Consider the following 24,028-nt stretch of genomic DNA (forward strand, 5'->3'; position numbering starts at 1 on the left):
GTCGACGACGGTGCGCTGAAGGTCACCGTGGCCTGCTGGTTGCCGGCCGTGGCCGTGCCGATGACCGGCGCGTCGGGCACGATGGCGTTGACGGTGAAGCTGCGGGTCACCGTGCTTGCCGCGTTGGTGGACGCATCGCCGGCCTGGTCGGCGTCGATGGTGCAGGTGCCGGCGCTGACGAAGGTCAACGTACCGCCGCTGGTGCTGGTGCAGACACTGGTCGTGGACGAGCTGAAGGCGACCGCGAGCCCGGAGCTGGCGGTAGCGCTCAGGGTCGGCGTGGTGCCGAAGTTGTAGTTGGCCGGTTGCGCAAAGGTGATGGTCTGGTTGGCCTTGGGCGTGACCGGATTGCTGGCCCCCGAGGCGGCGCTGGTGCCGGTCCCGTTGGTCGCCGTCACCGTGAAGGTGTAGGCCGTGCCGTTGGTCAGACCGGTGACCGTGATCGTGCACGCCGTCGGCCCGGCACAGGTGAACGGGCCGCCCGCTACGGCGGGGCTTGGCGTGGCGGTGTAGGCCGTGATCGCCGAGCCGCCATCGCTGGCCGGTGCGGTGAAGGTCACCGTGGCCAGGGCATCGCCGGCCGTGGCGGTGCCGATGGTCGGCGCGCCCGGCGCGGTCGGGATGGCGACCGTGTGGGTGCTGCCGCTGCTGTAGGACGGAATGCTGTTGCCGGCGTTGTCGACGATGTTGGTCGAACTGTTGAGATCGATCTTGAGCGTGCCGCTGCCCATGATCGAGGCGATGTTGACGTTGACCGAGCTGCCGCTGGACGCCGACACGCTGGCGATGATGCCGGTGGCCCCGTTGCCGACCAGGGTGAAGTCGTCGGTGGAGACGTTGTTCACCGGCTCGCTGAAGGTCACCGTGAACGCCATCGAGGTGTCCGTGCTGGCGGGCGAGCCGGAGACCACGATGCTGCTCACCGATGGCGCAACGCCGTCGATGACGAGATTCTTGTTCGCGCCCAGCGAGTTGGCCGCGCCGGGCGATGCGAGCGTCAAGGTGGCGTCGTTGCCCGCCGCGTCCCTGATGGTGCCGCCACCGAGGGCCAGCGAACTGGTCGCCACGTAGTCCAGGTCGGCGCTGCTGTCGCCGGACTGCACCGTGTAGTTGAACGTCAGCGTGCTGGTGCCGCTGCCGCTGCTGTAGCCGACCGCCCGGTCGGTGGCGCCGGTCTCCAGCACCAGCTGCGGCGTACCGCCGCCGGTGTTGACCGTCACCGCCTCGCTGAAATTGACCTGGATCGAGATTGCGTCGCCGGCCTTGTAGGTACCATTGGCCGTACTGGACGTGACGCCGGAAACAGTGGGCGCCACGCCGTCGACGACAAGGTTCTTGTTGGCGCCCAGCGAACCGGCCGTACCGGGTGACAGCAGCGTCAGGACGGCGTTGTTGCCCGCCGCGTCCCGGATGGTGCCGGCGTTGAGGGCCAGCGAGTTGGTCGCCACGTAGTCCAGGTCGGCGTTGCTGTCGCCGGCCTGCACCGTGTAGTTGAACGTCAGCGTGTTGGTGCCGCTGCCGCTGGCGTAGTTGACCGTGCGATCGGTGGCGCCGGTTTCCAGGGTCAGCTGCGGCGTGCCGGTGACCAGCACCGGCTCGCTGAAATTGACCTGCACGGCAATGACGGCGCCGGCCTTGTAGGTGCCGTTGGCGGTGCTCGACGTCACGCCGGTCACCGTCGGTGGCGTGGAGTCGGCTGGTCGTACGTTGCTTACATTGATGTTGTCGATGGCGAAGAAGTAGGCCGGCGTCCCGCCCGTCACGGTGATGCGGAACTCGTCGATGCCGACGAACGACATGTTCACCGTTCCCAGCGGCCAGTTGCCGCCACCAGGATCGGTAAGCGAAAAAGACTGGCTGGCGCCGGGAACCATGGCGCCATTGAGGTAGCCGGTAACGACGAAGCTGACCGTGGTCCCTCCAGAAGGATTGTTGTCGGTCGCCGAAAACTGGAAGCTGGACAGGTCGAACAGGCTGCCGTCGTTGGACGCGACCCGGAACGAGTTCAGAGGCTCGCCGTCAGAGACCGCATCGGTGTAATAGATGCCATCGCCGGTGCCGTAGTACAGGTCGCCTGCCGCGATATTGATCGGCGTGGCCGTGTTCGTGTACACGCTCACATCCCATCCGGAGTTGCGGACATTGGTGGCTTGCACGCCTGCGCTGCCATTTCCTGTCGCCAGCGACGCGTCATTGCCTCCTGAGCCGAAACCCGTCACCCCGTTGGACGGTGTAGCCGCCATGGCCGGAGAGGTCCACGCCAGAGCGGCCAGAAGCGCCATGGCTGGTAACGTCCTCGCCAGCAAGGCAGATGCCTGTCGCCGCCATGCCCGGAACCGGGCGGCCGGAGAAATTTCGCGGATGATGCTGGACATGCGTTTCCCCTGTGCAACATAGGCAAAGGGGCGGCCCGCCCACCGGCGGCCCGCCCACGGAATGAACCTTTCAAATCCCCAACCGCAGAAAGCAGCCGGATCCGATCACGCCCGCCGTCCGGACCTGTCGCAACCTCGGCATCCCTCACGCCTGCTCACGCAGGCCCGACGAATCTAGCAGCCGTGGCAGATACCCGGAAGCGGAATTTGAGCTGACAAGGCCTGGATGCCTCCAAGGAGGGTGGCCTACGGGCGCGATCAAAGCCTCCCCACAGAGGGAGGACTGGGTCAGGGTGTCGTCTTTGTGCCCCAGCGCCCGCTTCCGCTCCCCGGGGAAGGGCCTCGGTTCCAGCGGTCGAGACGGCTCCTTCGCGCGCAACCTCGTTCAGCGGCAGTCGTTTGCCTCGGATGTCGGCCTTCAGCAGGCTGCGCAGCGAACATCCGGCCCGCAGCGCGGGATGCATGCGATGGCAACGGGACGCTGAAAGAAAATCCGGCAACCCCGCCCGGCACTGCGGATTTCCCGGAGCAGGGCGGAGCGCCGGATTATTGCCGGGCGTGTCCGTCAGCGCGCGGCCACGTACGCCGCGATCGCCTCGCGCACGCGCTTGAGGCCCTCGGCCAGTTCCTCGTCGGTGATGTTCAGCGGCGGCACGAAGCGCAGCACGCTGGTGCCGGCCTGCAGGATCAGCACCTGCTTCTCGGCGGCCAGGTCCAGCAGCGTGCCGATGTCGGCCACGTAGTCGGGCTTGAGCACCGCGCCGATCATCAGGCCCATGCCGCGCACCTGCTCGAACACGCCGAATTCGGCGCCGATGGCCTCCAGCCCGGCCTTGAGCGCGGCCGACTGGCGCGCGACGTTGGCCTTGATCCCGTCCGAGGCCAGCGTGCGCAGCGCCACGCGCGCCACCGCCGCGGCCAGCGGGTTGCCGCCGAAGGTGGTGCCGTGGGCGCCGACGCCCATGACCTCGGCCACCTTCGGGCCGGCCAGCATGGCGCCGACCGGGAAGCCGCCGCCCAGCGCCTTGGCCAGGGTGACGATGTCCGGGGTCACGCCCCAGTTCCAGTGCGCGAACAGTTCGCCGGTGCGGCCCATGCCGACCTGGATCTCGTCCAGCACCAGCAGCGCGCCGTGCTGGTCGCACAGCTCGCGGGCGCGGCGCATGAACTCCGCCGAGGCCGGCATCACCCCGCCCTCGCCCTGCACCGGCTCGAACATCACCGCGGCCACGTCGCCGCCGGCCATGGCCGCTTCCAGCTGCGCCACGTCGTTGAAGTCGGCATAGCGGAAACCGCCGGGCAGCGGCTCGTAGCCTTCCTGGTACTTGGGCTGGGCGGTGGCGGTGACCGTGGCCAGGGTGCGGCCGTGGAAGCTGCCGCGGAAGGTGAGGATGACGCGCTGCTCCGGCGGCCGGCCCTGCGCGGCGGCCCACTTGCGCACCAGCTTGATCGCCACCTCGTTGGCCTCGGCGCCGGAGTTGCACAGGAACACGCGGCTGGCGAAGCGCGAGGCCTCCACCAGCTCCTGCGCCAGGTGCAGCGGCGGCTCGCTGTAGAACATGTTGCTGGTGTGCCAGAGCTTGTCGGCCTGGGCCAGCAGCGCGGCCTTCAGCTCGGGATTGTTGTGGCCGAGGCTGCACACCGCGATGCCGGCCGCCAGGTCGATGAACTCGCGCCCCTGAGTATCCCAGAGTCGGGCGCCCTGGCCGCGCTCGAGCACGAGCTGGCGGGGCCGGTACACCGGCAGGTAGTACTGGGAAAGGGACAGCAGCGGTTCGGCGACGGCGGTCATGGCGTTCCGGTGGTGGTTGGGGACGAAAGCGGCATTGTCCTCCATTCCCCGCGGCTGCGGCACAATGCCGGCCATGCGCCTGTTCTCCACCCCGCAGCTGAACCCCGCCGCCGAGACCGGCTGGCGCCGCCGCTGGTTCGACATCATCTACCGGCGCGACACCCGCCCCTCGCGCAACTTCGACCTGCTGCTGGTCTACGCCATCGTCGCCAGCGTGCTGGTGGTGATGCTGGACAGCGTGCAGCACATCCACGCCGCCTGGGCGTCGTGGTTCTATGTGGTCGAATGGGGCTTCACCCTGCTGTTCACCGCCGAGTACGCGCTGCGTCTGCTGGTGGTGCGGCGGCCGCTGCGCTACGCGCTCAGTGTCTGGGGCGTGATCGACCTGCTGGCGATCCTGCCCACCTACCTGTCCTTCTTCGTCCCCGGCGCGCAGACCCTGCTGGTGGTGCGCGTGCTGCGCATCCTGCGGGTGTTCCGCATCCTCAAGCTGACCCGCTACATCGAGGAGAGCGGCATCCTGCTGCAGGCGCTGTGGCGCAGCCGCCGCAAGATCCTGCTGTTCCTGTCGATGGTGATCACCATCGCCATCGTCGCCGGCTCGCTGATGTACGTGATCGAAGGCCCCAGCCACGGCTTCGGCAACATCCCGGCCAGCATGTACTGGGCGGTGGTGACCATGGCCACGGTCGGTTTCGGCGACATCGTGCCGCAGACCACGCTGGGACGCTTCGTCACCTCGGTGCTGATCCTGATCGGCTACAGCATCATCGCCGTGCCCACCGGCATCTACACCGCCGAACTGGCCAACGGCATGCGCCAGACCGAGGCCGAGCGGCGGCGCCGCGACAGCCGCGGCTGCATCGTCTGCGGCCACGAGGGCCACGACCCGGCGGCGCGCTACTGCGACCGCTGCGGGCACGAGCTGCCGGAACCGCTGGAGCCCTGACCGAAGGGCTCCGGTAGGAGCGGCTTCAGCCGCGAAGGGGCTCTCCCGGTAAAGCCCCATCGCGGCTGAAGCCGCTCCTACGACGGGGCGCAGGATTCAAGGGGGCCGATCGGAAATTGCCGATCAATCCAGGAACAGGTCCGGCAGCAGCGGCTGCGACGGGTCCACCGCATAGCCGGACAGGTCGTCGACGCCTGCCTGTGCCAGCACCTCGTCGTCGATCAGGAACCGGCCGCTGAAACCGGCCGCCTCGCGCACCAGCACCGCGTGCGCGGCGTCGGCCATGATCTCCGGGCGGCGGCAGCCGGCAACATCGACGCCGGGAATCATGTTGATCGCATCGGTGGCGATGATGGTGCGCGGCCACAGCGCGTTGACCGCCACGCCCTGCGGGCCGAACTCGGCGGCCAGGCCCAGGGTCACGAAGCTCATGCCCATCTTGGCCAGGGTGTAGCCGGTGTGCGGCCCCCACCACTTCGGGTCCAGGCTCGGCGGCGGCGCCAGGGTGAGGATGTGCGGGTTGGGCGCCTGCAGCAGGTGCGGCAGGCAGGCCTGCGCGCACAGGAAACTGCCGCGCGCGTTGACCTGCTGCATCAGGTCGAAGCGCTTGATCGGCGTGTCCAGCGCGCCGCGCAGCCAGATCGCCGAGGCGTTGTTGACCAGGATGTCGATGCCGCCGAAGGTGTCGACCGTGGCTGCCACCGCCGCGCGCACCTGGTCTTCCTCGCGAATGTCGCACTTCAGCGCGAGGCCGCGCCCGCCGGCGGCGTTCACCGCCTCGACCGCGGTATGGATGGTGCCCGGCAGCTTGGGGTTGGGCACCGCCGACTTGGCGGCGATGGCGACGTTGGCGCCGTCGCGCGCGGCGCGCTGCGCGATGGCCAGGCCGATGCCGCGCGAGGCGCCGGTGATGAAGAGGGTCTTGCCTTGCAGGCTGCTCATGCGCGACTCCGCGATACCCGATGGAAGCGGGGCGCATTATGCGCCATGCCCGCCGCCGCCCGCGGTCGAACACCTGCCGTTAATGCGCGATGGCGATACTGGCGCCCTTCCGTATCCGCCGTGCGTTCCGATGAAACCGCTGTCCCTCGCCGTCCCCCTGCTGCTCGCCCTTCCCCTGGCCGCCTGCCAGAAACCCGCCGTGTCGCCGGCCGAAACGGTGCGTCCGCGCGACGTCGCCGTGCAGACCACCGGCCTGGGCACCGACGCCGCGCCGGCGCGGATCGATGCGACCGCGGTATGGAGCGGATCCACCGATGCCTGCCGCAGCGACGACCCGCCCGGCGGCGGCGACTGCGTGGTCCGCGCCCTGCGCGAGACGGGCGCGACGCCGGCCGCCGTCGCCGCGGCGCAACGGCTCGCCGCGCAGGACAATCCCGGCTACGTGAGCGCGTGGGACGACCAGTCCGGCATCGGCGTGGCGACGCTGGAATTCCCGCTGCGCGCCAACACCAACCAGGGCACCTGGCTGGTGGATGCCAACGGCCGGACCATCGACGTGGATGCGGACGTGCTGGATGACAGCGCGCGTGCCGGGGCGCAGGCCAAGGCGTTCTTCGACAGGCACCCGGATGCGGTGCCATTCGCGCCGGCACAGCCCGCCGGTACCGCGCCGCTGCCCGACGGCGGCGTGCGCCTGCGCTACACCACCCCGCTGCGCAGCTGCCACGCCTGCGCCGACGAAGGCATGCTGACGGTCGACTACGACTTCGACGCCCAGCGCCGCTACATCGGCAGGCAGGTGGTGGAGGTGCGCTGACCGCGGCCAGAGCGCGGCGTTGTTCCTGCCCTGACTGCCTGATGCCACACCGAGAACAAAGCGTCGCCTTGCCGGGACACTTCGCTTGGTCGTGAGGAAAGGGGCATCGCCAATCCGCAGGTATCCCCGACACATCTCGTAGAACGGGGCGGCACCCGCTGGGAATTCCCCGTAATGCCTTGGCGGGGTTTTGCACTGCTCTACATGCCCCGCCATCTCCTTGGAGCAAAGCCCACCTTTGTTGCCGCCATCCATGGCGGCAACCCTTCGGGCCATCGACAGGCGATATCAAAAACCGCTTCAGGCGGTTTTTTTGTCAAGGAGGCGTGCCGAAGGCGCGGGGGATAGGCAAGACAGCGGCCCGGACCCCGAAGTCGCGCAGCAACTTTGGGGTGATCCATCCCGCTGCGCGGGATGGATCACATCTTAGGCCCCTGCCCCTCGTTGTCCTCCCAGTGCAGGATGCGCCGGGTCATGAAGCGGTATACCGGCTTGCCGGTGGCGAACCACAGTTCGCGCACCCACGAATGGCGCTTGAGCAGGCGCAGTTCCACCGGCGTCAGCGCCTGCCGGCAGTACATGCGCTTGTGCTTGAGCAGGTGGCGCAGGTCCTCGCGGGCGAGCAGGCGCATCCAGCGCGAGCGCGGGTCGCCGCACACCGCCAGCTGGAAATCGATCAGCGCCGGCGAGCCGTCGGCGCGCACCAGCCAGTTGGCTTCCTTGGCCAGGTCGTTGTGGGCGATGCCCTGGCGGTGCACCCGCTGCAGCAGGCGGCGCGCTTCGCGGAACCAGGCCACGTCGCCGCGCGGCGGACGCTGGTGCATCGCCGCGCCCTCCATGTAGCTGCGGTCCAGCCAGCGCCCGTCCCAGCCCAGCAGTTGCGGCGTGGCCTCCATGCCGCCCAGTTTCGCCAGCGCGCGGGCCTCGCGCCGCGCCAGCCACCAGGCCGGCAGCCGCAGCCACCACGGCGTGGCGCCAAGGTCGCGGCGCACGAAGCGACGCCCGGCCTCGCGCACCAGCAGGATGCGGCCGAAGCTGTCGGACTTGAGGATCTGGACGCCGTCGTCGTTCGTGTTCGCCATCGCCGCCATTCTAGCGGGCCCCCCCCGCCGCAACCGGCGCGGCGCATGCGCGCATTTCCCTTACCTGCACCGCCGCTGTCCGGAACCCCCACGCCGGGCTCCGGTCCTGCGCCCGCGCCCTTTTATAATCCGTCGATGAATTCATCCTGGATCGAATCCACCCTGGCCTGGATCGCCGCGCACCCGGTGCTGGCCGGCGCGGTCATCTTCGCCATCGCCTTCAGCGACGCGGTCATCATCCTCGGCGCGATCGTGCCGGCGCTGCCGCTGATGATCGCCGTCGGCGTGCTGATCGGCATGGGCGAGCTCTCCGGCCCCTACGCGGTGGCCTGCGCCGCGCTCGGCGCGTTCTGCGGCGATGGCCTGAGCTACTGGGTCGGCCGCCGCTGGGGCGACCGCCTGCGCGGGGTGTGGCCGTTCAGCCGCTACCCGCAGCTGCTGGAGCGCGGCGAACTGCTGTTCAGGCGCAATGCGTTCAAGAGCATCCTGGTGGCGCGCTATGTCGGCGCGATCCGGCCGTTCGTGCCGGCCATCGCCGGCATGGCGAAGATGCCGCTGGCGCGCTACGCGCAACCCAGCGCCGTCGCCAGCCTGTCCTGGGCGGTGCTGTTCCTGCTGCCGGGCTGGGCGCTGGGCCAGGCCTACGACGCGGTGGCGGCGGTGGCCGGGCGGCTGTTCGTGGTGGTAGCCCTGCTCGGGGTGGTGCTGGGGCTGGTGTGGGCCATCGTGCTGTACGGCTACCGCTGGTCGGCCACGCGCATGGACGGCTGGCTGGCGCGGCTGCTGCGCTGGTCGCAGCGCCATCCGCACCTGCTCGGCCGCTACTGGAACGACCTGTTCGACCCGCGCCGGCGCGAATCGGTGCCGCTGGCGATGCTGGCGCTGATGCTGCTGCTGCTGGGCTGGGGCTGGTTCGCGCTGCTGATGGTGGTGGTGGGCCACGGCGAGCCGCTGGCGCTGGACCTGGCCGTGCACCAGCTGATGCTGGCCCTGCGCAATCCGCTGGCCGACTACCCGATGGCGGCGCTGGCCTCGCTGGGCGACTGGCAGGTGCTGCTGCCGGCCACCGCCGCCGGCATGGGCTACCTGTGCTGGCGCCGGCGCTGGATGGCCGCCGCGCACTGGCTGGCGGCGCTGGCCTTCGGCCTGGCGCTGACCAAGCTGCTCGGCGCCACCGTGGACGTGGTGCGGCCGCCGGCCGCCAGCAGCGGCTTCGGCTTCCCGTCGGTGTCGGTGACCATGGCCACCATCACCTTCGGCTTCTTCGCCGTGCTGATCGGCCGCGAACTGCCGGGCCGCACGCGGGTGTGGCCGTACCTGGTGTCGGGCATCGTGGTCACGATCATTGGCTTCGCGCGGATCTACCTGGGCGCGCACTGGCTGAGCGACGTCATCGGCGGCATGTTGTTCGGCATCTTCTGGCTGCTGGTGCTGGGCATCGCCTACCGCCGCCGCTTCAACCGCTCGTTCTGGGTCAAGCCGGTGACGTGGCTGTTCTACGGCGTGTTCGTGCTGGCCGGGTTCTGGTACGCACCGCGCAACGTGCCGGCCAAGCTGGCCAAGTTCGAGCCGGTGGCCGAGGCGCCGCGGGCGATGGCGGCGGACCACTGGTGGCAGGACGGCTGGCGCGAGCTGCCGTCGCGCCGCAACGAGTTCGACGACGACCAGCGCTGGCCGCTGGACGTGCAGGTGGCCGGGCCGCTGGCGCCGCTGCAGCGCCAGCTCGAACGCCAGGGCTGGACGCTGCAGCCGCAGGCCGGCTGGCAGCAGGCGCTGGCCATGCTCGACAGCAAGGCCGCGCCGGCGCAGGTGCCGGTGCTGCCGGCCACGCTGGACACCAATGTCGAATCGCTGCTGATGGTGCGCACGGGCGCGCGCGCCGATGAAGTGCATGCCCTGCGCCTGTGGCCGGCGGCGGTGCGGCTGCAGCCAGGGCAGGCGCCGCTGTGGGTGGGCAGCGCGCAGACGCTGCGCTACCAGCGCCACTTCCGGCTGTTCGGACTGTGGCTGCCGCTGCGCGGCGTCGACCCGGCGCTGGAGGCGGTCAAGCAGTCGCTGGACGGCATGGAAACCCGTACCCAGGCCATGCCCGACAGCGGCATGCCGCTGCTGATGATCCGCAGCGAGACGACACCGTAGGAGCGCACCTCGGTGCGCGATGGGCGTGCAGGCAAGCGGCGCGCCCGACGTTTTGGAAACCCGGACGGGAACGCCCCGTCGCGCACCAAGGTGCGCTCCTACAGGTCGGTTTCCGGCGGCTCGAAATCGGGGATCCAGGTCAGCAGCCGATCCAGCCGCTGGTGCGCGTCGTCTTCCTGCAGCAGCACCAGCCGCTGCTCGTCTTCCAGCGGCAGCAGCTCGGCCAGCCGCCAGCCCACCCACGCCGCCTGGTCCAGCTGCGCCGGACCGGCGCCGGCGAACTCGCCGCCGGCCTGTTCGAGGATGCGCTCCAGCAGCAGCCCCAGCAGCGCGTGCTCGGGCCGCAGTTCGTCGTCGTGGTCGGGCTCGCGCCACTGCACCTCGCCCACCACCAGGCCGTTGTCGCGCACCCGCGTGCGGCCGACGTGGAAGCGGCGCGCGCCGCGCAGGCGCAGTTGCAGCACGCCGTCGGCGCCGACGTCGAAATCCTCGACCACCGCCTCCACGCCCCAGGCCGCCGGGGTGGCCGGCGCACCGACCTCCTCGCCTTCCAGGATCAGGCAGATGCCGAAGGTGCTGTCCTGGCGGCCGCATTCGCGCACCAAGTCCAGATAGCGCGCCTCGAACACGCGCAGGCCCAGCGCGGCGCCGGGCAGCAGCACGCCGTGCAGCGGAAACAGGGGCAGGGTCTGCGTGTCTGTCATTAGGCCGGCCGTACTCCGGAAACGAAGGGGTGCACCACGAGGGTAACGCAGGACGGGTCATGCGCCCGCCACGATGCGGCCCCGCGCATCAGCCCTGCAGCTGCGCCAGGAAGCGGCGCGGCGCGCCGTCGAAGCCGCCGTTGGACATGAACACCACGTGGTCGCCGTCGCGCACCGCATCGCCCAGCCGCGCCAGCAGCGCATCGGTATCGGCCACCGCCTGCGCATCGCCGCGCACGGCCGCGATCACCCGGGCCGCATCCCACGGCAGTTCCGGGCGTGCGAGGAACACCACCGCGTCGGCGATGTCCAGCGACGGCGCCAGCGCCTGCGCGTGCGCGCCCAGGCGCATCGAATTGCTGCGCGGCTCCATCGCCACCACGATCCGCGCCCGGCCGACCTTCGCGCGCAGTCCTTCCAGCGTGGTGTGGATGGCGGTGGGGTGATGGGCGAAATCGTCGTAGATGGTCACGCCACGCGCCTGCCCGATCACTTCCAGGCGGCGCTTGACGCTGTGGAAGCCGGCCAGCGCCGGCGCCACCGCGGCCACGTCCACGCCCACCGCATGCGCGGCGGCCAGCGCGGCCAGGCCGTTGAGCACATTGTGGCGGCCCAGCAGCGGCCAGCGCACCTGCGCCACCTCCACGCCACGGTGCAGCACCGCGAACGCGCTGCCGTCCTGCTCGACCAGGCGCGCGCTCCATTCCAGCGCGGCGTCGAAACCGAAGCGCTCCACCGGGGTCCAGCAGCCCATCGCCAGCACTTCGGCCAGGCGCGCGTCCTCGCCGTTGACGATCAGCCGGCCGCGGCCGGGCACGGTGCGCACCAGGTGGTGGAACTGGCGCTGGATCGCCGCCACGTCCGGGAAGATGTCGGCGTGGTCGTATTCCAGGTTGTTGAGAATCGCCACCAGCGGCCGGTAGTGGACGAACTTGCTGCGCTTGTCGAAGAACGCGGTGTCGTATTCGTCGGCTTCGACCACAAAAAGCGGTCGGCCTGAAGCCCCGCTCCCATCGGGGCGAGAAGGCACGGCTTGCGCGCCACTGGCGTGCGTGCCCTGGAGCGCCCACGCCGCTGGCATGGGCTGGGGCGCGGAGCGGGGGTTGGGGTCAGGGGCGACGGCGTCCTGGTGATTCAGGCCCGCGGGTTTCGTCCGCCCCTCATCCGCCCCGCGGGCATCGTCTCCCGCAGGGAGAAGGGGAAGACCCAGCCGCGCCGACACCCCGAAATCCTCCGCCACGCCGCCGATCAGGAACCCCGGCTCGCGCCCGGCCGCCTGCAGCAGGTAGGCCAGGATGGTCGTCGTGGTGGTCTTGCCGTGGGTGCCGGCCACCGCCAGCGTGTCGCGGCCCGGCAGCACGTTCTCGGCCAGCCACTGCGCGCCGCTGGTGTAGCGCCGGCCCTGGTCCAGCACCGCCTCCACCGCCGGGTTGCCGCGCGAGAGCGCGTTGCCGACCACGATCTGGTCGCAGTCCCCGCCGATGTTGCCTGGCAGGTAGCCCTGCGTCAGCGCGATGCCCAGCGTCTCCAGCTGCGTGGACATGGGCGGGTATACCGCCTGGTCGCTGCCTTCGACCTGGTGGCCGAGTTCGCGGGCCAGGGCGGCCACGCCGCCCATGAAAGTACCGGCGATGCCGAGGATGTGGATCTTGCTCATGCGCCGATTGTCGCCGATGCGCCGGCGCGCGGGTATGTCGTGCCGGCATTATCCCTACTGGCTTGTAGGGAAAACTCCTATACCGCAAGGAGACATTCGTACCGAGAATGCACGGGCCAGCCGCAGTATCCCTCAGGTCCTACTCCCCAAGAGGCCGTCCCCAGGGAGCTCATGCTGCGGGGCCCTGAGCACGCCCACCTGCTGGCCCCTGTACGACGAACGCCCCGGACCATGCACTGGTCCGGGGCGTTCGCTTTTGCGCGTTCCGTTTTGCGGCCCGCCCCGGCCATGCCGGGGCAAGCAGGGCATCAGCGCTTGATGGCGGCCAGGATGCGGGCCAGCACTTCGTCCAGCGCGCCCACGCCGTCGACGCGGGCCAGGGTGCCCTTGGCGGCGTAGAAGTCGATCACCGGCGCGGTGGAATCGTTGTAGACCTGCAGGCGCTGGCGTACCGATTCGGGGTTGTCGTCGGCGCGGCCCTGTTCCTTGGCGCGGCCGGCGATGCGCTCGACCAGCAGTTCGGTCGGCACGTCCAGCTGCACGATGGCGTCCAGCGGCTGCTCCAGGCGGGTCAGCAGTTCGCCCAGCGCGTTGGCCTGGGCCACGTTGCGCGGGTAGCCGTCGAGGATGAAGCCGTTGGCGACGTCGGCCTGGGCCAGGCGCGATTCCAGCATGCCCAGCAGGATGTCGTCGGACACCAGGTTGCCGGCATCCATCACCGCCTTGGCCTGCTTGCCCAGCTCGGTGCCGGCGGCCACTTCGGCGCGCAGCAGGTCGCCGGTGGAGATGTGCGGAATCCGCAGTTCTTCCTTCAGGCGGGTCGCCTGCGTGCCCTTGCCCGAACCGGGCGGTCCCAACAGAACCAATCGCATTCCTGACTCCCTTGTATGTAGAGGATGACTTCTTTCAGGGACGGACAGCGGCGTTAGACTCAGGGGCCCCCTGTGAGCTCATTCACGCTGCACCGCAATAACGCAGCTTACCGCATCCGGCCAATGTCCCGGAAATGTCCCCCTGCCCGGAGAGTCTCCCCATGTCCCAAGGCACCTTGCTCTACGCCCAGTCCGGTGGCGTCACCGCCGTCATCAACGCCACCGCCTCCGCCGTGATCACCGAGGCAAGGGCAAGGAAAATCAAGGTGTTGGCCGCGCGCAACGGCATCCTGGGCGCGCTGCGCGAGGAACTGGTCGACACCTCGAAGGAATCGGCCGCCAGCATCGCCGCGCTCGCCCACACCCCGGGCGGCGCGTTCGGCTCGTGCCGCTACAAGCTCAAGTCGCTGGAGGCGGACCGCGCCAGGTACGAGCGCCTGCTGGAGGTGCTCAGGGCGCACGACGTGCGCTGGTTCCTCTACAACGGCGGCAACGATTCGGCCGACACCGCGTTGAAGGTCTCGCAGCTGGCGAAGGAATTCGGCTACCCGCTGACCTGCGTGGGCGTGCCCAAGACCATCGACAACGACCTGGCCGTCACCGACACCTGTCCTGGCTTCGGCTCGGCCGCCAAGTACACTGCCGTGTCGGTGCGCGAGGCGGCGCTGGACGTGGCGGCGATGGCCGAGACCTCCACCCGCGTCTTCATCTACGAGGCGATGGGCCGCCACGCCGGCTGGCTGGCCGCCGCGGCCGGGCTGGCCGGGGAAAACCCCGACGACGCGCCGCAGGTCATCCTGCTGCCCGAACGCGCCTACGACGAAACGGCATTCCTGAAGAAGGTGAAGCAGGTGGTGGACAAGGTCGGCTACTGCGTGGTGGTCGCCAGCGAGGGCATCCACACCGCCGACGGCCGCTTCGTCGCCGATGCCGGTGGCGCCACCGACTCCTTCGGTCATACCCAGCTCGGCGGCGTGGCCTCCTACCTGGCGGGCCGGGTCAAGGCGGAGCTGGGCTACAAGGTGCACTGGACCCTGCCCGACTACCTGCAGCGCTCGGCCCGCCATGTCGCCAGCAAGACCGACTGGGAACAGGCGCAGGCGGTGGGCAGGGCCGCGGTGCAGTTCGCGCTCAAGGGCCTGAACTCGGTGATGCCGGTGATCGTGCGGACTTCCGATGCGCCCTACCGCTGGAAGATCGAAGCCGCGCCGCTGTCGAAGGTGGCCAACCACGAGAAGAAGATGCCGGCCGGCTTCATCCGCAAGGACGGCTTCGGCATCACAGACAAGGCGCGCGGCTACCTGCAGCCGCTGATCCGCGGCGAGGCGCCGTTGCCATGGGGCCGCGACGGCCTGCCGAAGTACGTGACGCTGAAGAACGTGGCGGTGGCGAAGAAGCTGCCGGACTGGGAGGGCTGAGCCCGGTCTCGGTAGGAGCGGCTTCAGCCGCGAACGCTCCTGTTTTTGCTTCTCCACATTTGGTTGGCAAAAAGCGTTCGCGGCTGAAGCCGCTCCTACGGGTACAGGACAGGCCGGTGGCCTGCATCAACGGCAGGGCTTGCCCTCCACCGTCATGTTCACCGCGAATGCCGGCAGCGACGCCAGCCTGCCGGCTTCGGCCTGCTGCCGGGCCTCGCCCAGATACACGCGCACCTGCCCCTGGCCGTCGCGGGTCAAGGGCTGTTCGACCGGACGCCGCCAGACCTCGACCACCGCCTGCTGGCCCGGGCAGGCCGCCGCCGGAATCCGGATGCGGTCGTTGAGCCGCCATCCGCCCTCGCCCGGCGTGACCTGGGCCGCATCCAGCAGCGCCGCGCGGGGCTGGCAGCGCGCATCGGTGCGCACCAACTGCATGTCGTAAGGTGCATCGGCCTGGCCGGTGAAGCGGCCTTCGATGCGGGTGCAGGCTTCGGGGATCTGCCGCACGGTGTGCACCGCGCCTACCGCCTGCGCGGTGCCCGGCGGACGCTGGATTTCCGGCTGGCTCGCCACCGGCGCCTGCGCCTGCGCGACCAGCGGCAGCAGGACCAGCCACGGCAGCGACAGCATTCCATATCCCTTCTTCATCGCCCGGCCTCGTTCGTCTGCGGAAAGCCGCACGGTGCCAGCACCGGGCTGAACGCCATGACATGGACCGAAGCGCGCGCCCCGGAGCGCGGCCCATGGCAGCGAAGCAATGCGATGCAGCTTTTCCCTCTGCCGACAGGAGCGCGGGGCATGCCTGCGACTGCCCCGTGACAGTGAACGGCACCTGACCCATACTCGCTGCGGCTCCAGGAAGAGTTGAACACCGCGACACGTACCACGGCCGCTGCATGGCTCCGGGTCTGTTCCAGTGCTTCATCCCCGGCGTGTCCCGCGTTCAGCCGTTGCTGGGCGACATCCACCTGTGCTGGAGGGGTTCATGCTGGAACACTACGGTCTCGTCTTCGCCCTGGCGTGCGCGGTCATCGCCATCGCCTATGGTCTGTTCGCCGCGCGCTGGGTTCTGCGCCAGCCGGCCGGCAACCCACGCATGCAGGAAATCGCCGCGGCGATCCAGGAAGGCGCGCGCGCCTACCTCAACCGCCAGTACCTGACCATCGCCATCGCCGGGGTGGTGCTGTTCGTACTGGTGGGCGTGTTCCTGAGCTGGTACACGGCGGTCGGCTTCGCGGTCGGCGCGGTGCTGTCCGGCGCGGCCGGCTACATCGGCATGAACGTCTCGGTCCGCGCCAACGTGCGCACCGCCGAGGCCGCGCGCAACGGCATGAGCGCGGCGATGGACGTGGCGTTCAAGGGCGGCGCGATCACCGGCATGCTGGTGGTGGGGCTGGGCCTGCTGGGCGTGGCCGGCTACTACCTGCTGCTGACCCGCCACCTGGGCGTGACCGGCGAAGCCGCGCTGCACGCGCTGGTCGGGCTGGCGTTCGGTTCGTCGCTGATCTCGATCTTCGCGCGCCTGGGCGGCGGCATCTTCACCAAGGGCGCGGACGTGGGCGCGGACCTGGTGGGCAAGGTCGAGGCCGGCATTCCCGAGGACGACCCGCGCAACCCGGCGGTGATCGCCGACAACGTCGGCGACAACGTCGGCGACTGCGCCGGCATGGCCGCGGACCTGTTCGAGACCTACGCGGTGACGGTGATCGCCACCATGCTGCTGGGCGGGCTGATGTTCGCCGAGGATTCGAACGCGGTGCTGTACCCGCTGGTGCTGGGCGGAGTGTCGATCATCGCCTCGATCATCGGCGCGTTCTTCGTCAAGGTGAAGGACGGCAGCACCCACATCATGGGCGCGCTGTACAAGGGCGTGATCGTGTCGGCGGTGCTGTCGGCGGTCGCGTTCTGGTTCGTCACCGCCAACCTGCTCCCGGACGGGCTGACCACGCTCGACGGCACGCTGGCGGTGTCGTCGACCCACATCTTCTACTGCGCGCTGATCGGGCTGGTGCTGACCGGGTTGATCGTGTGGATCACCGAGTACTACACCGGCACCCAGTACAAGCCGGTGCAGCACGTGGCGCAGGCCTCTACCACCGGCCACGGCACCAACATCATCGCCGGCCTCGGCGTGTCGATGAAGTCCACCGCGCTGCCGGTGGTGGCGGTCTGCGCGGCGATCTGGGGCGCGTTCCACTTCGGCGGGCTGTACGGCATCGCCATCGCCGCCACCGCGATGCTGTCGATGGCCGGCATGATCGTCGCGCTCGACGCCTACGGCCCGATCACCGACAACGCCGGCGGCATCGCCGAGATGGCCGAACTGCCCAGCGAGATCCGCGACATCACCGACCCGCTGGACGCGGTGGGCAACACCACCAAGGCAGTGACCAAGGGCTATGCGATCGGCTCGGCGGCGCTTGCGGCGCTGGTCCTGTTCGCCGACTACACCCACAACCTGCAAGCCGCGCACCCGGGCGAGCGCTTCGCCTTCGACCTGTCCGACCACACGGTGATCATCGGCCTGCTGATCGGCGGCCTGATCCCCTACCTGTTCGGCGCGATGGCGATGGAAGCGGTGGGCCGTGCCGCCGGCGCGGTGGTGGAGGAAGTGCGCCGCCAGTTCCGCGACATCCCCGGCATCATGCAGGGCACCGGCAAGCCGCAGTACGACAAGGCGGTGGACATGCTCACCCGCTCGGCGATCCGGGAAATGATCGTGCCCTCGCTGCTGCCGGTGGCGGTGCCGATCGTCGTCGGCCTGCTGCTGGGGCCGCGCGCGCTGGGCGGCCTGCTGATCGGCACGATCGTGACCGGCCTGTTCGTGGCGATCTCGATGACCACCGGCGGCGGCGCCTGGGACAACGCCAAGAAGTACATCGAGGACGGCCACTTCGGCGGCAAGGGCAGCGAGGCGCACAAGGCCGCGGTCACCGGCGACACCGTCGGCGATCCCTACAAGGACACCGCCGGCCCGGCGATCAACCCGCTGATCAAGATCATCAATATCGTGGCGCTGCTGCTGGTGCCATTGCTGTAGTCGGAGCCGGTTGCTTACGGCACCTTCGCCCTTCCCCCGGCTGCGGGGGAAGGGCAAGGGATGAGCGCGAGCCGCAAGGCGCGGATCAGGATCATCACCATCGTCGCCCTGCTGCGGGTGCCTTTGCTGCAGGGACCGGTACAGACAACCCGAAGAACGAACGGAAGCGGTCGATCCCCCGTTCCTCGCCGCTACGCCCGCGGCGCCCAAGCCGGCCGTGCCCCGCTTCCTCTCGTCCCGCTGCCCCCGACCGCCCGTTCCTGCCCTTTGGTGCGCCGCACCAGCGGCAGGCGTAGAATGGCCGCCCTTCTGTCAAACGCACGATTCGGAGCAGCGCATGGGTCTGGAACTCGTTTCCGCGGGCAAGAACCCCCCGGAAGAAATCAACGTCATCATCGAGATTCCGAAGGATTCGGAACCGGTGAAGTACGAGGTGGACAAGGAATCGGGCGCGATCTTCGTCGACCGCATCCTCTCCACGCCGATGCGCTATCCCTGCAACTACGGCTACGTCCCCAACACCCTGGGCGGCGACGGCGACCCGGCCGACGTGCTGGTGGTGCTGCCGCTGCCGCTGGTGCCCGGCTCGGTGGTGCGCTGCCGTCCGGTGGGCGTGCTGAAGATGAACGACGAGGCCGGCACCGACGAGAAGATCCTGGCCGTGCCGGTGGCCAAGATCTTCAGCGGCTACGGCCATGTCGAGGACATCGAGCAGGTGTCCAGCCACTGGCTGGAGCGCATCGGCCACTTCTTCGAGCACTACAAGGACCTGGAAAAGGGCAAGTGGGTCAAGATCGAGGGCTGGGGCGGCGCCGCCGAGGCCAAGCGCATCCTGGTCGAGGCCCAGCAGAACTTCGCCGCCAAGCAGGGCTGAGGCGACGCCCGGCGGCGGCCCGGGGGGCTGCCGCCGCCAGCGACGACGATCACGTTTCACCCGCGCGGGGCATGACCTCGCCGGGGCGTTCCGCTACATTGACAGGCCGGTTTCCGGCCTGTTCCCGTTGCGGCCGGGCGGTTCCATTGGGGGAAATGTCTTGCGTATCCTGCTAGTCGGTGACGAAGCCAGCCTGTCGGCCGATCTCCTCGAGTACATCACCGATCTGGGCGAGGACTGGCAGGTCCAGACCGTCCCGGACGGCAACGCCGCCATCGCCACGGTCGCGACCAGCGCCATCGATGCGGTCATCGTCGCGCCTGCCCTGCCCGATCTCACGCCGGCCACCCTGCTCGGCCAGATCCGGACCCTGCGCCCGGAGACGATCCGCATCGCGCTGATCGACGCCGCGCAGAGCCAGCGCGCGCCCGCGGCACGCATCATCGGCGTGGCACACCGCTTCCTGCCGCTGCCGCTGTCGCCGGAAGTGCTGCTGGAGGCGCTGACCAGCCTGGAGGAACTGCGCGACCTGCTGGACAGCCCGCGCCTGCGCGCGGCCATCGGCCGCGTCGAGAAGCTGCCCTCGCCGCCGCACGTCTACCTGGGCCTGATGCATGCGCTGGAGGAGGACGAGAACACCGACGCCGGCGACATCGCCAAGCTGGTGTCGGCCGACCCGGCCATCGCCGCCAAGGTGCTGCAGCTGTCCAACTCCGCGTTCTTCAACAGCGGCCGCGCGATCTCCGACCTGCGCGGCGCGGTGACCCGGCTCGGGCTGTCCACCCTGCGCGACCTGGTGCTGGCCAGCGAGGTGTTCTCGCTGCCGTCGGTATCGCCGGCCGAACGCAACGCCCTGCAGGCGCGCGCGCTGATGGCCTCGCGCCTGGCGGCGAAGATGCTGCCGTCCTCCAGCGCCGAGCTGGGCTCGACCGCGGCGCTGCTGGCCGACATCGGCCTGCTGCTGCCGGGCGTGCGCGACGAGCGCGAGCCGGCGGTCGAGGGCGACGACCGCCCCGGCCACGCCGAGGCCGGCGCCTACCTGCTCGGCCTGTGGGGCCTGCCGATGCCGATCATCGAGGCGGTCGCCTTCCACCTGCAACCGCAGCGCTCGAACGTGCGCAGCTTCTGGGTCACCGGCGCGGTGCATGTCGCCACGGCGCTGGCCAGCGGCAGCCCGGTGGACGAGCAGTACCTGGAACGCACCGCCGTGCTGCCGCGGCTGGAAGGCTGGCGCGAGCTGGCCAACGACTTCGCCGGGCTGGCCGCCACCGCCTGACCGGAGCGACGCATGCATGCGACGGCCGCGCTGGACGCGGCCGTTTTTTTGCCTGCCGCACCGCCTCTTCACGACCGCCGCGCTGCTGCATTCCTGAAGTTTTCCGATGCGCCATGGGTGCATGCGGGCGCGCGGCCGGCCGGATCGTCGCGGCGCCGAAGCATCGAAGTGCAATCGTTGTCGGAGTCGTGCGCCGGCGATCGCACAAAGAAGAAGGGCGGGCCTTGCGGCCCGCCCTTCGTCATGCTGCACGGAACTTCGATGGATCAGAAGCGCTGGGTGTACTTCATGTACAGGAAGCGACCGATGTCGAAGCCGCCGTAGTAGGCGAAGTCGCTGTTCGGTGCCGAGTACTGCAGCGCGCCGCGGTGGTTGAACACGTTGTTCGCACCGACGGCGATGGTGGCATCCCACGGCGCCTTCCAGTTGACCTGCAGGTCGTGGAAGGTGTTCGAGCCGGTCTTGCGCAGCGGATCGTCCTCGCCGTTGGCGATGTGGTCCGGAGCGTTGCACCAGAACGAATCCAGGTCGATGCAGCTTTCCTTCATGCCCGAGTAGTAACGCGCGGTGTAGTTGACACCGAAATCGCCGTACTCCCAGTTCACGCCCACGTTCGAACGCAGGCGGAAGATGCCCGCCGAACCGACGTTGCCGATGGTGATGTTCTCACCGGTGGAGTTCTGGCCGGCTTCGTCGTACTTGGCGGTGTAGGTGGTCTGCCAGTCGATGCTGAACTTGCCGATCGCCAGTTCCGGCAGGCGGTACTTGACGCCCAGGTCGTAGCCTTCGGTCTCCATCTGGCCCAGGTTGGCCAGGCCGTAGAACATCTTGCTGATGTGGCCGTCGGCCTCGCGCACGATGCCTTCGCAGCGGGCGCTGTTGCCCAGGGTGTAGCAGTCGCGCAGGATGCGGTCGACGCTGTCCTGGATGATCATGTCCTTGATCTGGTAGTTGTACCAGTCAAGCGAGATGTCCAGGCCCTGCACCCAGCGCGGGCTCCACACCAGACCGGCGGTCTTGCTCTTGGAAGTTTCCGGCTTCAGGTTCGGGTTGGAACCGTTGATGAACTGGTCCGGGGTCGCGCACGGATAGGTCGAGCACGGCACCAGGCCCTGACCCACCTGCACATAGCCCAGCGGCACGCCGGCGGCATTGCAGGCGGCATTGCCGTTCACGCTGGCCGGAGCGCCCACGCCGCACGGATCGATGTACTTCTCGAAGCTCGAGCCGGTGCCGCCGTACATGTTGTCGATGGTCGGGGCGCGGAAGCCCTCGGCGTAGGTACCACGCACCAGCAGGTCGTCGGTCGGACGCCAGGTGATGCCGAACTTGCTGTTCACGGTGTCGCCGAAGTTGCTGTAGTCCGAGTAACGGCTGGCGACGTTCAAGGTCAGTTCCTTGGCGAAGGCCATGTCGGCCAGCACCGGAACGTTCAACTCCAGGTACACCTCGTCCAGGCTGTAGTCGCCGCTGGTCGTGGTCGAGGCCAGTCCGGTGTACTCACCGGACTGCGCGAACGCGTCCGGGACGTAGCGGCCTTCTTCCTTGCGGTGTTCCACGCCCACGGCGAAGCCCAGGTCGCCCGCCGGCAGCGCCACGATCGAACCGCTCAGGTCGGCGGTGAACGAGGTGGTCTTGCTCACGCCGGTGGTGGTGAAGGTCGGGAACAGGAACTGCTGCAGTTCCTTGCTGTCCAGCGAGCCCGGACCGGCGACGCCGGCCGGCAGCAGCGGGTTCCACGCATAGCAGCCATCGATCGGCTTGGCGGCGGTGCCGCAGCGCGCGACGCCGTCGGCATCGACGAACGACTGACCCAGCGCCTGGCGCGCGGCGATCAGGCTCATGTCGCCGTGGTTGGTCTTGGTGACTTCGTTGCGGTTCCACAGCGCGCCGACGTTCCAGTCGAAGCTCTTGTCGGCGAATTCGAAGAAGCCGCTGATCGACGGCGCGAAGCGCAGGGTCTTCAGCTTGCTCTCGGTGGTGCGCGGCACTTCCCACAGGCGGCGGCGGAACTCGACGTCCTGGCCGATCGGGTTGAACGCGCTGTCGGCCGACAGCGGAGTGCCGAACGACTGCGACTGGTACGGGTAACCGGCGATCTGCTGGTCGGTGGTGCGGTCATTGTACAGCAGGTCGGCGTTGAACGTCACCGCGTCGGTGAAGTCGTAGTTGCCGTTGATGTACACCGACTTACGCTCGATGCCGGTCTGCAGCATCATCTGCTGGTTGGCGTTGGCGTACTCGGCCGGGGTCAGCTGGTGGTAATCGTTCGGGTTGGTCGGATCGCCGCCCGGATTCAGGGTCTGCCAGATCGGGTCCGGCTTGCCCTTGGCGGGCTTGCAGTCGCCGAAGACGCGCGGATCGCACCACACGCTGTTCGGGCCGATCGGGCTCCAGTCTTCATTGGTGGTGTTCGGGCCCAGGCCGCCGTCCTTCGAGAACCAGCGGTTCTTGGCCCACACCGGATCCTGCTTGGAGTATTCGGCCGACAGGGTCACGCCGCCGCGCTCGCCTTCGGCGCCGAGGGTGAAGGAGTACTGGTCGGTCTTGCCGTCGCCTTCGCTGAACTGGCCGACGTAGGCGCTGGCTTCGGCGCCGTCGAAACGCTTGCGGGTGATCACGTTGACCACGCCGGCGATGGCGTCCGAACCGTAGATGGCCGAAGCGCCGTCCTTCAGGATCTCGATGCGCTCGATCGCCGACATCGGGATCTGGCTCAGGTCCTGGTAGCCGCCGCTGGTCGCGCCCAGGCGCTTGCCGTTCATCAGCACCAGGGTGCGGGTCGCGCCGAGGTTGCGGATGTCGATGTAGTAACCACCCACGTTCTCGCCCGAGGCCAGGGCTTCGGAGCGCGAGATCGCCGGCGAACCGGCCGAGGTCAGGTTCTGCAGCACGTCGGCGACCGAGGTGAAGCCCTGCTTCTCCAGGTTCTCGCGGCTCAGCGTCATGATCGGCTGCTGGGTTTCCACGTTCGCGCTGCGGATGCGCGAACCGGTCACTTCCAGGCGGTCCAGCGTGGTGGCGCCGGCGGCGTCCTGCGCGGAAGCGAAGGCGGGCGTCAGCGCGATCGCGATGCCGGCCGGGAGCAGGCCCAGCCGCACTGCGGGAGTACGAAATTTCATCAATCTCTCCGTTACGTTAGTGGTGCGTTAAACACCCCCGAACGTTACGTTTGTACCGAACTGATGGGTTTGCCCGAACCAGTCGCAGACTTTGCCGAATGTGGCGGCAGCGTCACGACGGTTTCACGGTAGCGCGTCGCCGAGGTGCCGAAACGCGCGCGGAAGGCGCGCGCGAAACTGCAGCAGTTGTCGAAACCGCTGGCCGCAGCCACCTCGCTGATCATCATGTCGGTATCGCGCAGCAGCATGGCCGCCCGCTCCAGGCGCAGGCGCGCGGACAGCGACTGCGGGCTTTCCTCGTACAGGCTCTGGAAGGTCTTGGACAGGTACCAGCTGGAGAAGTTGGTCAGCTCGGCCAGTTCGCCGATGCGCACCACGCGGTGGCTGTTGCCTTCCAGGTACATGCGCGCGCGCTGCATGCGGCCGAATACCTGGCGCTTGCGCAGGCGCGAGCGTCCCGGGCAGCGCTGCACGCCATCGGAAAAGCCGCGCTGCAGCGATGCCACGTGCAGCAGCAGCGGGCGCAGGACATGGGTGCCCGGCCCCTTGGCCTGGGCCTCGCGCCACAGGTGCAGCGCCATGCGCGCCTCGGTGCGGCTCATCAGGCCGTGGCCGGTATAGAGCGCGCTGTCGGCCAGGCTGCCCAGCGTGCGCAGCGCCTCGGCGTCCAGCGCCACGCCGACGCAGAGCCCGTCGCGGCTGGCCTGGATCAGCGGCCGCGATTCCTTCTCGAAGGCGATCCACTCGCGCTGCCGCAGGCGGAAACGCCCTTCCTTGGATTCCACCCAGGCGCTGCCGCGCAGCTGCATCCAGACGGTGAACACCGTGCCGGAGGTCTGCAGGCTGCCGAGGCGGGCCACGCCCACGCAGTTCGGGCGCAGGCCCTCCTCGTGTTGCTTCTCGAACGAAACCGACTGACCGCGGTCGACCCAGGCCACCTGTCGCATGACTCACCATCATTTGCCTTCA

17 protein-coding genes are annotated in these 24,028 nt (G+C 69.1%); 7 read left to right on the top strand and 10 right to left on the bottom strand.

The window, feature by feature from the left end; genetic code table 11:
* Nucleotides 1–2,114, bottom strand: a 2,114-nt coding sequence (locus tag CQ393_RS18410; protein WP_343199985.1) for a fibronectin type III domain-containing protein, incomplete at its 3' end; no start/stop codon positions are given.
* A gap of 826 nt (nucleotides 2,115–2,940) precedes the next feature.
* Nucleotides 2,941–4,167, bottom strand: a complete 1,227-nt coding sequence (locus CQ393_RS14535) for an acetylornithine transaminase (protein ID WP_153192388.1) — start codon at nucleotides 4,165–4,167, stop codon at nucleotides 2,941–2,943.
* 73 nt (nucleotides 4,168–4,240) lie between these two features.
* On the opposite strand from CQ393_RS14535, the gene CQ393_RS14540 reads away from it, so the two are divergent.
* Nucleotides 4,241–5,116, top strand: a complete 876-nt coding sequence (locus CQ393_RS14540) for an ion transporter (RefSeq protein ID WP_153192494.1) — start codon at nucleotides 4,241–4,243, stop codon at nucleotides 5,114–5,116.
* 123 nt (nucleotides 5,117–5,239) lie between these two features.
* Here CQ393_RS14540 and CQ393_RS14545 read toward each other — a convergent pair whose 3' ends face one another.
* Nucleotides 5,240–6,058, bottom strand: a complete 819-nt coding sequence (locus tag CQ393_RS14545; RefSeq protein WP_153192390.1) for an NAD(P)-dependent oxidoreductase — start codon at nucleotides 6,056–6,058, stop codon at nucleotides 5,240–5,242.
* Nucleotides 6,059–6,188: 130 nt separating this feature from the next.
* Between CQ393_RS14545 and CQ393_RS14550 the strand changes: the two genes are divergently transcribed.
* Complete coding sequence (locus CQ393_RS14550) at nucleotides 6,189–6,875, top strand: hypothetical protein (protein WP_153192392.1); 687 nt, start codon at nucleotides 6,189–6,191, stop codon at nucleotides 6,873–6,875.
* Nucleotides 6,876–7,294: 419 nt separating this feature from the next.
* Here the strand turns inward: CQ393_RS14550 and CQ393_RS14555 are convergent, their stop codons facing one another.
* A complete protein-coding gene (locus tag CQ393_RS14555; RefSeq protein ID WP_153192394.1) occupies nucleotides 7,295–7,957 on the bottom strand; it encodes a phosphotransferase in 663 nt (220 codons plus the stop codon).
* A 135-nt stretch (nucleotides 7,958–8,092) separates the two neighbouring features.
* Here CQ393_RS14555 and CQ393_RS14560 point away from each other — a divergent pair, with 135 nt between their 5' ends.
* Nucleotides 8,093–10,096 (top strand): bifunctional DedA family/phosphatase PAP2 family protein, encoded by a 2,004-nt coding sequence (locus tag CQ393_RS14560; protein ID WP_153192396.1) that lies wholly within the window; start codon nucleotides 8,093–8,095, stop codon nucleotides 10,094–10,096.
* A gap of 98 nt (nucleotides 10,097–10,194) precedes the next feature.
* Here CQ393_RS14560 and CQ393_RS14565 read toward each other — a convergent pair whose 3' ends face one another.
* The 3 genes from CQ393_RS14565 to CQ393_RS14575 form a co-directional block, all read right to left on the bottom strand.
* A complete protein-coding gene (locus CQ393_RS14565; protein WP_153192398.1) occupies nucleotides 10,195–10,800 on the bottom strand; it encodes an LON peptidase substrate-binding domain-containing protein in 606 nt (201 codons plus the stop codon).
* Between the two features lie 88 nt (nucleotides 10,801–10,888).
* Nucleotides 10,889–12,457 carry a Mur ligase family protein gene (locus CQ393_RS14570; protein ID WP_153192400.1) on the bottom strand — a complete coding sequence of 523 codons (1,569 nt, stop codon included), beginning with the start codon at nucleotides 12,455–12,457 and terminating at the stop codon, nucleotides 10,889–10,891.
* Nucleotides 12,458–12,765: 308 nt separating this feature from the next.
* Nucleotides 12,766–13,329 (bottom strand): adenylate kinase, encoded by a 564-nt coding sequence (locus CQ393_RS14575; protein WP_153192402.1) that lies wholly within the window; start codon nucleotides 13,327–13,329, stop codon nucleotides 12,766–12,768.
* Nucleotides 13,330–13,490: 161 nt separating this feature from the next.
* On the opposite strand from CQ393_RS14575, the gene CQ393_RS14580 reads away from it, so the two are divergent.
* Nucleotides 13,491–14,747, top strand: a complete 1,257-nt coding sequence (locus CQ393_RS14580; RefSeq protein WP_153192404.1) for a 6-phosphofructokinase — start codon at nucleotides 13,491–13,493, stop codon at nucleotides 14,745–14,747.
* A 126-nt stretch (nucleotides 14,748–14,873) separates the two neighbouring features.
* Here CQ393_RS14580 and CQ393_RS14585 read toward each other — a convergent pair whose 3' ends face one another.
* Complete coding sequence (locus CQ393_RS14585; protein ID WP_228114588.1) at nucleotides 14,874–15,395, bottom strand: hypothetical protein; 522 nt, start codon at nucleotides 15,393–15,395, stop codon at nucleotides 14,874–14,876.
* 337 nt (nucleotides 15,396–15,732) lie between these two features.
* Here CQ393_RS14585 and CQ393_RS14590 point away from each other — a divergent pair, with 337 nt between their 5' ends.
* From CQ393_RS14590 to CQ393_RS14600, 3 genes are all read left to right on the top strand, one after another.
* Nucleotides 15,733–17,787: a sodium-translocating pyrophosphatase gene (locus CQ393_RS14590; protein WP_153192406.1), complete on the top strand. Its 2,055-nt coding sequence runs from the start codon at nucleotides 15,733–15,735 to the stop codon at nucleotides 17,785–17,787.
* Between the two features lie 337 nt (nucleotides 17,788–18,124).
* Nucleotides 18,125–18,661 (top strand): inorganic diphosphatase, encoded by a 537-nt coding sequence (ppa, locus tag CQ393_RS14595; RefSeq protein ID WP_153192408.1) that lies wholly within the window; start codon nucleotides 18,125–18,127, stop codon nucleotides 18,659–18,661.
* A 160-nt stretch (nucleotides 18,662–18,821) separates the two neighbouring features.
* Nucleotides 18,822–19,937: an HDOD domain-containing protein gene (locus CQ393_RS14600; RefSeq protein WP_153192410.1), complete on the top strand. Its 1,116-nt coding sequence runs from the start codon at nucleotides 18,822–18,824 to the stop codon at nucleotides 19,935–19,937.
* A 266-nt stretch (nucleotides 19,938–20,203) separates the two neighbouring features.
* Here CQ393_RS14600 and CQ393_RS14605 read toward each other — a convergent pair whose 3' ends face one another.
* On the bottom strand, nucleotides 20,204–23,059 hold the full coding sequence (locus tag CQ393_RS14605; RefSeq protein WP_153192412.1) for a TonB-dependent receptor: 2,856 nt from the start codon (nucleotides 23,057–23,059) through the stop codon (nucleotides 20,204–20,206).
* A gap of 44 nt (nucleotides 23,060–23,103) precedes the next feature.
* On the bottom strand, nucleotides 23,104–24,006 hold the full coding sequence (locus CQ393_RS14610; protein WP_153192414.1) for an AraC family transcriptional regulator: 903 nt from the start codon (nucleotides 24,004–24,006) through the stop codon (nucleotides 23,104–23,106).
* Nucleotides 24,007–24,028: the final 22 nt, after the last annotated feature.

The organism is Stenotrophomonas sp. MYb238, assembly GCF_009496535.1.
Lineage (GTDB): Bacteria > Pseudomonadota > Gammaproteobacteria > Xanthomonadales > Xanthomonadaceae > Stenotrophomonas.